Origin of the sequence: Paenibacillus sp. FSL K6-3182 (assembly GCF_037976325.1) — a bacterium.
Lineage (GTDB): Bacteria > Bacillota > Bacilli > Paenibacillales > Paenibacillaceae > Pristimantibacillus.
Map to the genome: position 1 here is coordinate 2,463,352 of NZ_CP150265.1, position 14,679 is coordinate 2,478,030.

A 14,679-nucleotide genomic window follows, 5' to 3' on the forward strand; every position below is an offset into this window, starting at 1 on the left:
GATTGCACATGTTGCTACAGGAAGGACAGAAAATTATATTTATTGGCGACAGCATTACGGATTGCGGCAGAAAGGATGACCCTGAAAATATAGGAGGCGGATATGTACGCATCGTTCGGGATTACTTATCGATCGTACGACCGGAGATCTCTTTGCAGGTAGAGAACCGTGGGATAAGCGGTGAGACGATATTGGATCTAAAGGCACGTTGGAATGAAGATGTAATTGAGTTAAAGCCGGACTGGCTTACCGTATCAATTGGCATAAATGATGAATGGAAAAATGTCAGCTGCGATGATTTCAGAGAAACCTACCGGGAATTATTGGCTGAAACGAAAAGCAAAACGGGGTCATCGTTGATAGTAATGGAAACGACAATCCTATCCGAAGATTCGAACGACGGGAAGAATGAACGACTTCTTCCCTATAATCAGATAATTAGAGAAGTCGCGGCGGAATTCGAAGCCATTCTCGTGCCTCAGTTTCAGTCATTTACAGCATATTTAAGGGAGCAGCGCGGCAAAACACTAACCGTGGATCAAGTTCACATGAATTCTGCCGGGAATTTGCTAATGGCCATCAATTGGTTGAAGGCTTGCGGGTTCGCACAATAAAAAACACATAAAAGCAAACCCGAACTCACAATAAAACACATAGACAAACCGATTATATTGTGACATTATTGAGTCGTTAACCCTTGTCCGAACTGCTGAGAAATTGTTGCCATCATCATATGTCTCGGAGGATCTCATGTTTAAAGAACTGGTGTCCTATACAACAAAGTATAGATTAAGCTTTCGGATGATCCTCACAAATATTTGTATTGCCGTTTTGCCCATTCTCCTTCTAGGGACAGTGGGCTATTTTTCTTATATTAATATTCTAAAAAAGAACGCACTCGATAATATTAATATTTTCGTGACGCAAACTAACAATCGTTTCGACGAATATTTTTACCGAATGGATCAGCTTTCAAAGTCGATTTTCTTTAACCGGAACGTTCAGTCCATCATGCTCGAGAATAAATCATGGCAGGAATCCGATATTTTGCTGAAAAATTTAAACTCGTATTTGTCACTGGAACCTGCCTTAAAATCCATCGGCATGATTAGTTCAGAAGATTTTCGCTTAGTATCCACAGGAGAACTGCTTATGCATCCTATGGTGGCGTATTTGAAAGAGATGGAAAATAAGAACAGACTAAGCAATAAGCTGCAGATTTCTCCTCCATTTTCAAAAGACCAGGGCATACTGGCTTTCAGGAAGGTTAAATCCGTTCTTCCAAACCGATACCTGCAGGAAATTTACATAGGCGTTTTGTTATTGGATACGGAGTGGATACAGCAAATATTACGTTCAGCAGATTTGGCGGATAAAGCAGAGCTCTATATTATGAACGAGAGCGGCGATCTCATTGGCTCTTCGACTAATAATCCCGATTTTGAACAAATATATGCCCAGACTAGAACGAATCAGGATCACAAAGTCATCGATTTTCAAATGAACGGCATCAATTACTTGTACCAGTCTCTCCCGATCAAAAGCTTAGGTTGGAAGTTCGTTGCATTAATTAATGAGGATAAGCTGGTGGGAAAGGCATCAATCATTCAGTATATCGTGATTTCGGCTATAGCGATCATGGTTCTAATCGTCATCTGGGTCGCGATCTCCTTTAATATTCGTTTAACCCATCCAATTACTAAGATGGCCGATATTTTCGATAGCGCAGCGAGCGGTGACCTGGATGCCAGGTTGAGATTCGGCTATAAGAATGAAATTACTATTATTCAGGACCACTATAACAATATGATGAATGAAATCAAGAAGCTTACGGACAATCTGCTGCAATCACAGCAGCAGCTCTATGAAACAGAAATGGAGAAACGAATGTTTCAGTTAAATGGGCTCCAAAGCCAGATTAATTCTCATTTTTTGTATAACGTGCTTCACTCTATAAGAGGCATGGCCTTGTCCAACGCAAAGAGGGAGGTAGCTGTCGCAATTGACAATCTCGTCTCTTATTTCCGCTACATTACGCGTACGGATGAATTTGTTCTTCTGCACAAAGAGCTGGAGCACCTGGAGCGATACATAGATATTCAAAAAATAAGGTTTGGAGAACGGCTGCAGTTTAAAGTAATCATAGATCAGGGTCTCGGAGCCCGTTCGATCGTGAAGCTCATTCTTCAGCCGCTTGTGGAAAACGCCTTATTTCATGGTCTCGAAGGAAAGACAGGGCGATGGATCATTCACATCCATGCGACTATCAAAGAGGAGAATCAATTGCTGATCAAGGTGATGGATAACGGAGTCGGAATGAGCGAGGAACGCTTGATGCGCATGCGTCAAGAGTTTGAAAGCATGAATAAGAACTCATCCGAAACCGCAGGGCTGGGACAAGGAATCGGGCTCGTCAATATTCATAAAAGAATTCAAATCTATTATGGCAAGCCCTATGGACTATCCATCAAGAGTTGGAAAAATAGGGGTACGGTTGTGACGGTCAGCGTACCGCTTAAAGCGAAAGGGTGAGTAAACGATGTACAAGTTGATCCTCGTTGATGATGAGCCGTGGATATTGAAGGATATGGAACAAATTGTGGATTGGGAAGCACTCGGCTTTCAAATTGTAGCGAAATTAAACGACGTACATATGGCTGAAAGCCTATTGAAGCGGCAATCGATCGATATCGTGATCAGTGATATTCGTATGCCAGGGAAAAGTGGCTTGGATTTATTGTCTTTCGTGAACCGTGTTTCTCCCCATACGCTGGTGGTGTTCATGAGCGCATACAGTGAATTCAGCTACGCGAAACAAGCGCTGGAGCTGGGCTGCTTTGCCTATCTGCTTAAACCTGTCAACGAACAGGAATTGCGGGATACGTTAAATAATTGCAGCAATCGGTTAGCTAAACGTGATCGGGATCAGCGCGTACTTCAAACCTACCACAACTCCATGTTGTTTTTGGAAATGATCGAGAAGGGATTAACCGTACAACAAGTATCCAAGCTGTTAAAAGGTTTGGGAGTTGAAATGGGAACCGGAGCAGGATCAGGATATGCCTTTGCTATCGTTAAAAGCAAAACAGCCATATCGGAGCAATCCTTGCTGAGATCGGATCGATTGCTGCAAGAGCATGGTGTTGCTTTATTCCGTGCCATGGCGAGTCCACTCAAATGGACGTATTTATTAAGTCGTTCTGACATGGATTCGAATACGTTTAAGTCATTATATAAACACATACTAACCATGGCCGCAGAGTTTCAATGGGATGTAGGAGTAAGTCTGTCGAACGACTCCGACAGTCAAATCGCAAAATATTACAACCAAGCGAATATGATGGCTGAAACCTCGAGCTTGAACCGCAGGATAGGCGTTTACCGCTATAGGCCGAGAGTAAACGCGGCATTGCCGTCTATCATGGAGCGGATAGGCAAAGCAACAAAGCTTGAACATCTGGAAGCGGCGTTATTCGATTTACATAGAGGAATCGCCAAAGATCAAATTCATTTAAGTGGGCTAGTTGAAATCTATAATTTTTTTGTCGTGGTGATCAAGAACTTCTCTTCGTCGACCCAATCATTAGCTGAGGACTCCATTACCGTTCAAGATCTGGTCCTCCACTACGGCAATCCCCATGATTTGCTTGTACAAATGAGAATGTTAATTGACGAGCATAAGAAGAAACCGTCGGAGTTAACAACATTTCCAATCGTTGAGGAGATTATCAAGGACATCGAACGACGATATGCGCACAAACTATCTCTCAAAGAGTTTGCCCAGCAGTACTTTATTAGCCCAAACTATTTGAGTCATCTGTTTAAACAGGAGAAGGGCCAAAGCTTTATCCATTTCCTCATTCAGAAAAGGCTTGATGCGGCTATTACGCTATTGAAAGAGGATATATCACTATATGATGTCGGAAAGTTAGTTGGATATGAAGATTATGCCCATTTCAGCAAGCTATTCAAGAAACATCTTGGTCAGTCGCCGCTAGAGTACAAACAGCGCATTGACAATAAAAACATCGTACACAAGAAACCACAACCAAATCTCTTTGATTAATACATAGAAATGCCTTCGAGCCCGTGTCACAATGAGAACCATCAATCAAGAATAGAGGGTGAATGAAAAGTGACAAGGGCCTATGGTATGGAGATGGATACGATGGAAGTGCTGAGTTGGATTAGAATTTATGAAAATGGAATTTATTTGGAGATACAGATTGCCGAATGCGGAGATGTCCGTCTGGTTCATTTGTCTCCCTTCCCAGCGAATGAAGATGTACGAGGAACAGAGGAGGTACGAGGAACGCGCCGAATCGTCGAACTGCAAGTGACGGGTGAAGATCGGAACGATCATCATGCGTCTAAATACACAGGGACAATGCCGGGAGGTAGGCTGAAGTACGATTGCCACAGAGATTTCTATAACGAAAGTGGAAGAAAACTTGAAGTGGTTATGGAAGATAGGGGTATGTGGGTGACGGTTCACTATCAATTTTATAACGATATCCCTGTCATCCGAGCTTGGACGGAGGTCGTCAATCAGAGTTTGAATTCCATTCCGATGGAATATGTCTCCTCGTTTACAGTGACTGGTATCTCGGGCGGAAGCCGCGGGTCATGGGAAACCAAAAGTCGACTTCATATTGCACATAATGCTTGGCACGGAGAGCTGCAGTGGAGAAGTTATAGGCTATCCGAGCTAGGTTTAACGAAAGTAAATGATTTTTCGATCAAAAGACTTTCGTACAGCAATTCGGGAACCTGGTCTTCCGCCGATCTTCATCCGATGGGTGGATATGAAAATATTGAGGCGGGAATGGCCATGTGCTGGCAAATCGAGCATAACGGTTCTTGGCATTGGGAGATTAGCGATAAGGCGAATGATCAACTCTATTTGCAATTAAGCGGCCCTACAGAGAATGAAAGCCATTGGTGGAAAAATGTCGCGCCAGGTGAAGCATTTATGTCCGTTCCTGCGGCAATTGCGATTGTCAAAGGAGGGTTCGAACAGGGAATTGTGGAATTGACGCGTTATCGGCGAGAAATCCGTCGTTGGAATGAAGACAATGAGCGGCTTCCCGTTATTTTCAATGATTACATGAATTGTTTATTCGCTGATCCAACGACCGAGAAGATTTTACCCTTAGTCGATGCGGCTGCTTCGGCGGGTTGCGAATATTATTGCATCGATGCTGGCTGGTATGCGGATGGCGAATGGTGGAGCGATGTAGGGCTTTGGCAACCGTCACAAAGGCGTTTCCCAAGCGGATTGCAGGAGGTGCTCGACTACATCCGAGCGAAAGGTTTAATCCCGGGACTTTGGCTGGAACTTGAAGTCATGGGCATTCATTGCCCCTTAGCGCAGCAAGTGTCGGATGAATGGTTTTTTATGCGACATGGCAAACGGGTCATTGATCACGGCAGGTATCAATTGGATTATCGACATCCCGAGGTCATTCAATATGCAGATGAAGTAATCGATCGCCTAGTGACGGAGTACAAGGTCGGTTACATCAAAATGGACTATAACATTAATGCAGGCATTGGAACTGAGGTTAACGCCGATAGCTTCGGCGATGGCTTGCTTCAGCATAATCGTGCCTACCTGCGCTGGCTTGATAGCGTATTTGCTCGTTATCCAGATTTGGTAATCGAGAATTGTGGAAGCGGCGGTTTGCGTATGGATTATGCTTTGCTCGCCAGGCACAGCGTGCAGTCCATTAGCGATCAGATGGATTACCGCAAGTTTGCGGCGATATCTGCTGCTGCTCCTACGGCGCTCACACCAGAGCAATCCGCTGCTTGGTCATATCCGCTCAAGGAAGGAGATCGGGAAGAGGTCATCTTTAACATGGTGAACGGCATGTTAATGCGAGTTCATCAGAGCGGGCACTTGTCAGACATTGCATCGGATCGCTTTGAATTGATTCGCGAAGGAATTTCCTATTACAAGAGTATCCGGGCATTAATTCCGAAGGCTCTTCCATTTTGGCCGATTGGCTTGCCTAAACACGGCGATCATTGGCTTAGCCTTGGACTTAGAAGCGGTGAGAAGGCTTATGTGGCTGTATGGAGATTGGAAGGCGGAGCGAAAGAGGCGAGATTTCCTATTCCGGATTGTGACGGCAAGAAAGTAACGGTTCGATGTGGGTTTCCTCAGAATGAGAATCGTAGTTGGAGCTGGAGTCAGCTTGAGAATGCGTTAGTTGTTACACTTCCAACGGAATTTACGGCACGCCTGTATGAGTTGCACATTGAGGAGGAATAGCCAATGGCCAAAAAGTGTGTCTTTGTTGCATTGATATTCGTTATAGCAATGATTGTCTTCGTTCATAATGACAGGGCTTACGCAGCGGGTACGACCTATTATGTAAGCAGTTCGACGGGCAATGATAATAATAACGGGACTAGCGCAGGCACTCCTTGGCAAACTTTGGCTAAAATTTCTAACCTTACGTTTAATCCTGGCGATAAACTATTATTAAAATCAGGTGACACTTGGAATGAAAGCGTTACCTTAAACGGTTCGGGAACGAGTCTGCTTCCGATCCAAATTACCGCCTATGGCAGCGGGAGCAAACCTATCATTCGATCTTCCGCCCCAGCTGTGGTGAGCATGACGAATGAGAGCGGTTGGATCATTTCGGGATTGGACATAGAGTGTACAACGACGAATACGCTAACCAGCTCGACTACAACGAACAGAGCGATCGTTATTACTTATACTGCTGAAGGGGCATGGTCCAATATCACGATAGATGGAAACCTTGTTCGCGGTCCTGGAATAAACAGCAATTCGGAGGGCATTCTGATTTCGGCGGTTTATCCGACAAACAAGCATAGCGAAGTCGTACGAAATATCGTTATTAGCAATAATGAAATCTATAACTTGGGTTGGAGAGCAATTGGAGTTGCCGGTTGGGATAGCACATTATCGGACAATCATAAAAGCTCCGCGTTATTCCACAATGTTAAAGTGCACAATAATGTGGCATATCAGCTTGGAAACCAAGGGATTGTCATCGGGAATTCAAATCATAGCACGATAAAATGGAACCTCGTACATGATGCCGGGCAATATGCCGGAACAGGGATCACCTGGGGACCGGGAGGGATTTGGCCAGTAGCAAGCTCATACGTTGATGTCATGTTTAACGAGGTCTACAATATGTCTGACAGCAACACGGGGCATGATGCATCCGGATTAAACATTGATTGGTCTAATGAATATGTCAACGTACAATATAATTACGCTCATGATAATAAAGGCAACGGCGTGACGACGATGGCGAACATTAATTCGAGAATTACTGACAATAGAGTGAAGGGCAACCGCGGAGAAACCTCTATCGGATCGGGTCAAATCGCATTAAGCGACTTTACAGCGGATACGGGGAGATATTCAGGCTTGAAAAATCTCGTTGTCGCAAACAATTTAATCGTAGTGGATCATGCGAATACGAGTGCGTTAAGCAGCAAAGATGCGTCACCCGGTGACCCTTGGTCGGGAGATTCGTTCCAGAATAATCGGATCATTATGGCGAACGGAATTTCGGGAACTTCAGCTTATAAAATTGGGTTAAGTGCACCGGTTGATCTTATCAATGACAATCGATTCTATCAGGTAAGCGGGACGGCATTACAAGCTGAAAGGTTTGGGGTCAGCTACAACACGATGGCGGCATGGAGAAGCGCATCCGGATTCGATCTAGGCAGTACCATCTCCGCATTGGATACTGTGGCGCCAGGTAATCCGTCCGGGGGATTGGCAGCTTGGAATAGCGGAAGCTTAGGCATATCGTTATCTTGGACGGCAGCTTCCGATACGGGTTCAGGACTTAATCACTACAATATTTACCGTTCAACGACCCCAAACTTTACCCCTGCCTACAGTAATATGGTTGGAGAATCAACGACAGCAAGCTTTACCGACCGGCAAGAGCTTCAAAGCGGCACGGCCTATTATTATTTGATTGAAGCCGAAGATAACAATGGAAATATTAGTTCAGGCACAACGTCGGCAGGAGCGACCAGCGGAACCATTCCGGCATCCACAAGAAAGTATGAAGCTGTTAAGGACGTCGGTGCGATCTCGCAGGGACCTGTTTGGTACTATCACAAATGGAATGGCACGACTTATACGCCATTGGCAAATTACTACTCTCCTTGGAGAATGTGGCGGGATGGTTCGACTTTTTTAAGTGTAGGGGAAAATCTGCAATCTCCAGATGGCAGCGATTCTGTAAGAACATGGATAGCGCCGGAGGACGGCGAAATAACGCTCTCGTCAAACGAAACCATTCACATGTTGAACACGGGGGCGGGAGCGGATGGGGTAAACGTTAAGATTTTGAAAAACAACGCGCAAATTTGGCCGGCGAGCGGCTGGCAGCAGGTCATCTACGGAACGACAGTATCGTCTCCCGCAATAACGCTCGATGTGATCAAAGGCGATGCGATACGTTTTGTTGTGAATCAGAATTCGAACAATTTGTACGATACTGTTTATTGGAATCCTATCGTAACCTATAATTCCATTTACTTATTATCCGAAAATTTCGAGAGCTCCGCAGGAAGATGGACCGTGCAATCGGGCAGTTGGTCGGTCGTGACAGATAGCGCCAGTAAGAAATACAGGCAGACGGACTATTCAGGGAGCCTTTCAACGGCAGGGATCGACTCGTGGAGCAACTACACGTTTGCTAGCGATATTCAAATAAGAAATACCGCGGGAAGCGGCGGTTTCGCGAATCTGGTCTTTCGTGTAACGGATGCAAACAATAAATATTTTGTCTATATCGGTAATATGCATGGGATCGCGATCAAGAAAACGATAGCGGGAACCCAGACGGAGCTGGCATCGAAAGCTTATACGATCAACGTCGGGACGACTTATCGCGTGTCAGTTGAAGTTATTGGAAATCAAATGAACTTGTATGTGGATGGCATTCTTCAACTAAGTGCAACAGATCCTGCTTTTACGTTCAGCAAGGGGAGGATTGGGTTAGAAACGTATAATGCGACTGTGCTATACGATAACGTTATACTCACTGTGCTATAGGAACGTAGGACGCCTCGATCACCGATCGGGGCATTTTTTTTGAATAAGCATCCATACAACATCGTAACAAACTACAACCAATGTTCTATTCTCAGCACATATTAAGGGATGGCCGTCTATGGCACAATCAATATAGCAAGAGAGTTAACAGGCGTGGTTAGAGAGAGGAGGCAGGTGAGTGGAGCGCGTAAAGAATGATGATACAGCCGTGAGCATGTCTGAAATCTCAATTAGTGCTCCGGAATGGAGTGGATATAAGAGAGTTAGCGTCGCTGATTTCGGTGCTAGATCCGAGGAAGGGTATTGTAACGGGAGTGCCTTTCAGAATGCTATTGATTATTGCAAACGGGAACGTTCGTCCGAGCTTGTCGTCCCTTCGGGAATATATCGATTTTATAATGGCAATCATCCTATATTCGAAGGGATGCACGATTTTCAGTTCGATGGTGGTGGCTCTGAATTCATCTTTTCTACGGTGGAAGTCTTCTTTACCATAAGGAATTGCGTACGGACGATATTCAAAAACTTCACTGTCGATTGGGACTGGGAAAGCGGGCAATTGGCAAGCATCGGACTAGTAAGGGAAGTGGCCTCAGACAGCACTTATTTCGATCTTCACTTTCCGGAGTATTCGCAAGCGCCGAGCGATCTGAACATACGGACATTAAACGCGATGAACCCGTTGACGTTATCTGCAGGCTGCGAGTTAGGTCGTGAATTCCACAAAACCCATTTCCGGAATATTAGTCGCCAGGATCTCAATACGTTCCGAATTGCACTGTCCAACCCTGAAGATTTTCGCTTTCTGAATCCAGGGCAAGCTTACATCGTACGTCATTACATTTATGACGCGAACGCTTTCGAGCTTAAAAGCAATCAGCATTTGCAAATCGAGCATGTAACGATCTATTCTGCGCCAGGACATGCTTTCGTGGCGTCGGGAGATCAACACCATTGGGCGCTGCGACAATGCAGAATTGTGAAACGGCCAGGAACGACGCGTTGCATTTCCGTCACGGCAGATGGCTGCCATATCAGTAATTCTCTAGGTTACTTTATGATTGAAAACTGCGATTTCAGCTACAACGGCGACGATTGCCTGAACATTCACGATAATTCAGTTCAGGGTTTCAAGCGAATCGATGATCGGACCTTAAGTATAATTCGTGTGCTAGCATGGCGTAATCCCTTTGCAGTAGGGGACGAAGTCGAGTTTCGAAATGAAGATCTGTCGCCTGCCGAGATCACGGAGCGTATCGCAGGCGTGGAATGGAACAAGGAATATAACACCTGCACGCTTACCTTTGAAAAACCGATCCCAGCCGAGGTTTCAGAACGCGCGATCCTTTTTAATCGAAGATATGATTCCAGCAACTATATCGTTCGCAATAATTTCTTTCACCATAACCGCGCAAGAGGGATATTGCTGCATTCCAGCAACGGCTTGGTGGAGAACAATCATTTCTTTATGAATCAAGGGTCAGCGATTCAAATCGAGTGCGGTTCCGAGTCTCGCTGGTCGGAAGGATTTGGAGTAAGCAATCTGCGTATCCGCAATAATTTGATTGACAGCTGCGATGTGAATCACTGGAACATGGCCGTTATCTACATGGGTGTATATCTTGCTATGGGGAGAACGCAATATGCGGTCTTTGACCGAGTGTGGATCGAGAATAATACAATTATCAATTGTCCGCAGCAAGCGGTTTATGCTTCATCCTGCAGGAGGGTATATATCCGCAATAATGCCATTCTGAATTCCAATGCTATGAGGCTCAAATCGGATGCCTATGGAGATGAGAATGGCTTGCTCCACCCGGAATATTATCAGGGAAGCTTAATGGCAAGCCATTGTAAAGAGGTTTGGATTGAGAACAACAGAAGATTGTCCACGGTTGAAACAACAGAGGATCATATTTATATTGATGATGTGACTAGTACGAATGTGAATTTGCTTAATAACATCGGATTCAATAGAGACGACAGCCGGTTCAGGCTGCAGAAGAAGACAGGTGAGCTATAATATGGCGACAATTGGGGCGAAAGCCGTAGCGGGTAAGGATGTACGCAGAAGAATAGTCAAATATAAAATGCTGTATCTCATGCTGCTTCCTGCAGTTGCGTTTTTAATTATATTTAGTTACATCCCCATGTATGGTGCATCAATCGCATTTAAAGAATTTTGGATTACGAAAGGAATTTTAGGCAGTCCATGGGTAGGATTTAAGCACTTCGAACAAATTTTCGCGACCGATAAGTTTTGGCAGGTTTTTACCAACACGATTGAAATCAATTTAATGCGTCTCCTATTTGGGTTTCCTGCTCCGATTATTCTGGCTATTCTTTTAAATGAAGTGAGGCACAGAATCTTCAAGCGATCGATTCAAACGATTATTTATTTGCCCCACTTCATCTCGTGGGTAACGATCTCGGGCATATTGTTCGCACTGCTGTCTAACGAGGGCTTGGTCAATAGCATTATTGTTCTGTTCGGCGGAGATCCAGTTAATTTCTTGACAAGCAACAGCATGTTCCGGCCACTATTGGTCATTTCAGGAATTTGGAAGGAAGTCGGATGGGGAACGATTATTTTTCTGGCGGCATTGTCCGGTGTCAATCCGGATCTATATGAGGCCTCCGTAATCGATGGTGCTAACCGCTGGAAACAGATTGTTCACATTACGCTGCCAAGCTTGCTGCCGATCATATCGATTTTGTTAATATTGAATTTTGGAAGCATGATGAGCGGTGGTTTCGACCAAGTGTTTAATATGTACAACCCGATGGTCTATGAAAGCGGCGATGTTATCGATACCTACGTTTACCGAATCGGGCTGACGCAAGGTCAGTATAGCATGGCAACCGCAATCGGGTTATTCTTAAACGTAATCAATTTTGTTCTTCTTATCGCGGTAAACAGCGCGGCTAAAAAAATGAACGGACATGGCATTTACTGAGGTGATTGAATAATGGTGCGATCTACGAGTGTTTCTGGGAAAATATTTGACATACTGAACATCATTTTTTTAGTTTTCATGGCTTGTATTATGCTTTACCCGTTCTGGCATGTACTTGTTGGATCCGTACTGCCGTATGAAGAAGCAGTCAAAACGAGATTTAATATCATTCCGCGAAGTATTTCCTTTGAAGCCTATGAATACGTTTTCTCGAAAAATACGATTCTTATGTCGGTTGTGGTTTCCGTATTCGTTACGGTTATTGGTACGCTATACCAGCTTTTGATTACATCTATTGCGGCATATCCGTTGACGAAACAAGATCTTCCGGGTAGAACCGCTATCTTTCTCTTTATCATATTCACGATGTTTTTTGGCGGGGGGCTCATTCCTTATTACTTGCTAATCAAGAGCCTTGGGATGGTAAATAGTTTGGCCGTTATGATCATTCCGGCAGCGTTAAGCACTTATAACTTGATTGTGCTCAAAACATTTTTTCAAAATATCCCAATTGATCTGGAGGAATCAGCAAAAATCGATGGGGCTGGTTATATGAGAGTGTTCTTTCAGATCATCATCCCCTTATCGTTTCCTGCTCTGGCAACTATCGCATTATTTATCGCGGTTGGGCAATGGAACAACTGGTACGTTCCGATGTTGTTTCTTAACGATAAGGAACTATGGCCGTTAGCGATGGTGTTAAGGGATGTTCTGATTAATAACAATATGGAATTGACCCGCAGCGGCAGCTTCGTAAGCAAGGATTTCATGCTGGGTGACACCATTAAGAATGCGATTGTAATGGTTTCTGTCATTCCCATCATCATTGTATATCCTTTCATTCAGAAGCACTTTGTTAAAGGGGTGATGATTGGATCAATCAAGAGTTGAAAGTCAGTCAGATTACTAGAATGAATTAATTATTCATTAAAGGGGAGTAGTGAACAACATGTTGAATAGAAAGAAAGGTCTCATTTTATTGCTTGCAGTTGTGTTGTTATTTGTTGGGATTATTGCAGGATGTGGAAGCAATAATGAGAAAAACGAAGCGGGTGAGTCTTCTTCAACTGCAAGCCCAAGTTCTAAACCAGTCGTTGAAAATACAAAGCCTGTTGAATTATCCGTATTTAGTTGGATGTTCGAGGGAGCTGACTCGCAGGATTCTCAAATCTATAAGTACTTGCAGGAAAAGCTCAACATCCGCTTGAAGCCGATTACAGCTTCGTGGAATGACTGGGAAGAGAAGCTGAACGTGATGATTGCCTCTGGGGAGATGCCCGATGTATTTGTTTCCTACGGCGTTGACCGTCCGGTTCAATATCGTCAGTGGATTAAAGAGAGCATGCTTCTTCCGCTTTCAGATTACTCTGAGCAGTATCCGAATATTAAAGCGTCACTTGCCAACTTTGAACATTTAGCTAAAACGACCGACAACAAACATTATGCGCTCCCTATATTCAATGAATCCGGAAGCGGCAAGATGGCGGTGAGCGGTCACAATATACTAATTCGTAAGGATTGGCTGGATAAGCTAAATCTAGAAGTACCAAAGACGATCGATGAGTTCTATGCGGTTGCTAAGGCATTTGCCGAGGGTGATCCAGACGGCAATAACAAGAAGGATACGTACGGTTATTCCTCCAGCGCTGGAGGGATTTGGTGGCAATATCCACTGTTCAACGCGTTCGACACGAGCACTGATAGGTGGGAGAAGAAAGATGGGCAATGGGCGCCGGAGGTGCTTTCCGATGAAACGAGAGACGGGCTTTCTTTTCTAAACCAGCTTTACAAGGAAAAAATTCTTGATCCTGAGTTTATGTTGAATACAGATGATCAGAAAATCGAGAAATTCATAACGGGCAAAGTCGGAATCATGATTCATAACGCAAATGCGACCTTCTATAATGATTTTTATGATAAGTTCAAGCAGGCATATCCCAATGCCGATCCGAAGTCAATTTTCACATGGGTAGGTACCTTGGTAGGGAAAACAGGCGCTCAGCGAATGGATGGCTTCAATAACTTCTGGGCGGAAACGTCTATTAATGCCAACATCTCGGATGAGAAAAAGAAAAAAGCGTTGGAGCTGCTAGACTACCTCCTCTCAAGTGAAGGGCAGCAGCTTATGATGAACGGCATTGAAGGGGTCCACTACAGCAAAGACGGAGATAAAATCACACCCCTCATGACGGATGAAGAAAAGGGCAAAGATAAAGCCTTTTCATTAAAAGCATTGGTTTCTTGGAATTCGGACTTCCTAGCCGACAGTACGCCTAATAAAGAGGACATTGTAGCAATGGCAAAATCGACAGGCGACTTCGCCGTTCCGAATCCGTTAGCTTATTTAAACATTAATCCTGAGGAACTCGATCCGAGTATTCCAAGCCAGCTGAATGATTTGGTAAATGAAAAATTCGTAAAAATAATTGTGGAATCCAAGGACGTTCCTGCGGATTTCGCTTCCTTCAAGGAAGAGTGGTTGTCTAAAGGCGGTACGAAAGTGATTGAAGCAACGAATAAGCAAGCGCAAGCGGAAGGTCGCTAAATCCGCGAGAAAGCTCGTTTAGTGTAGGAAGAGACCTTGCTGGAGCCGAATTTATCAGCAAGGTCTCTTTAATTGGGCGAAAATTACATATTTGCAACGCTAAGAGT

General features: G+C 44.3%; 9 protein-coding genes. All 9 read left to right on the plus strand.

Going from position 1 to position 14,679, the window contains the following annotated elements:
- The first annotated feature begins 8 nt into the window (after positions 1 to 8).
- The 9 genes from MHH56_RS10520 to MHH56_RS10560 all read left to right on the plus strand — a co-directional run bounded on the left by MHH56_RS10520 (position 9) and on the right by MHH56_RS10560 (position 14,572).
- A complete protein-coding gene (locus MHH56_RS10520) occupies positions 9 to 614 on the plus strand; it encodes an SGNH/GDSL hydrolase family protein (RefSeq protein WP_339208109.1) in 606 nt (201 codons plus the stop codon).
- 136 nt (positions 615 to 750) lie between these two features.
- The gene (locus MHH56_RS10525) at positions 751 to 2,532 is read left to right on the plus strand and encodes a sensor histidine kinase (RefSeq protein WP_339208110.1); all 1,782 of its coding nucleotides are present in this window, start codon (positions 751 to 753) and stop codon (positions 2,530 to 2,532) included.
- 7 nt (positions 2,533 to 2,539) lie between these two features.
- A complete protein-coding gene (locus MHH56_RS10530; protein ID WP_339208111.1) occupies positions 2,540 to 4,066 on the plus strand; it encodes a response regulator in 1,527 nt (508 codons plus the stop codon).
- 93 nt (positions 4,067 to 4,159) lie between these two features.
- Positions 4,160 to 6,277: a glycoside hydrolase family 36 protein gene (locus tag MHH56_RS10535; RefSeq protein ID WP_339208112.1), complete on the plus strand. Its 2,118-nt coding sequence runs from the start codon at positions 4,160 to 4,162 to the stop codon at positions 6,275 to 6,277.
- 3 nt (positions 6,278 to 6,280) lie between these two features.
- Positions 6,281 to 9,070 (plus strand): right-handed parallel beta-helix repeat-containing protein, encoded by a 2,790-nt coding sequence (locus tag MHH56_RS10540; RefSeq protein WP_339208113.1) that lies wholly within the window; start codon positions 6,281 to 6,283, stop codon positions 9,068 to 9,070.
- 178 nt (positions 9,071 to 9,248) lie between these two features.
- Positions 9,249 to 11,093, plus strand: a complete 1,845-nt coding sequence (locus MHH56_RS10545; RefSeq protein ID WP_339208114.1) for a right-handed parallel beta-helix repeat-containing protein — start codon at positions 9,249 to 9,251, stop codon at positions 11,091 to 11,093.
- Position 11,094: 1 nt separating this feature from the next.
- Positions 11,095 to 12,027: an ABC transporter permease subunit gene (locus MHH56_RS10550; RefSeq protein WP_339208115.1), complete on the plus strand. Its 933-nt coding sequence runs from the start codon at positions 11,095 to 11,097 to the stop codon at positions 12,025 to 12,027.
- 78 nt (positions 12,028 to 12,105) lie between these two features.
- Positions 12,106 to 12,918, plus strand: coding sequence for a carbohydrate ABC transporter permease (locus MHH56_RS10555; protein WP_339208116.1), 813 nt, complete (start codon positions 12,106 to 12,108; stop codon positions 12,916 to 12,918).
- 58 nt (positions 12,919 to 12,976) lie between these two features.
- A complete protein-coding gene (locus MHH56_RS10560) occupies positions 12,977 to 14,572 on the plus strand; it encodes an extracellular solute-binding protein (protein WP_339208117.1) in 1,596 nt (531 codons plus the stop codon).
- Positions 14,573 to 14,679 lie beyond the last annotated feature (107 nt).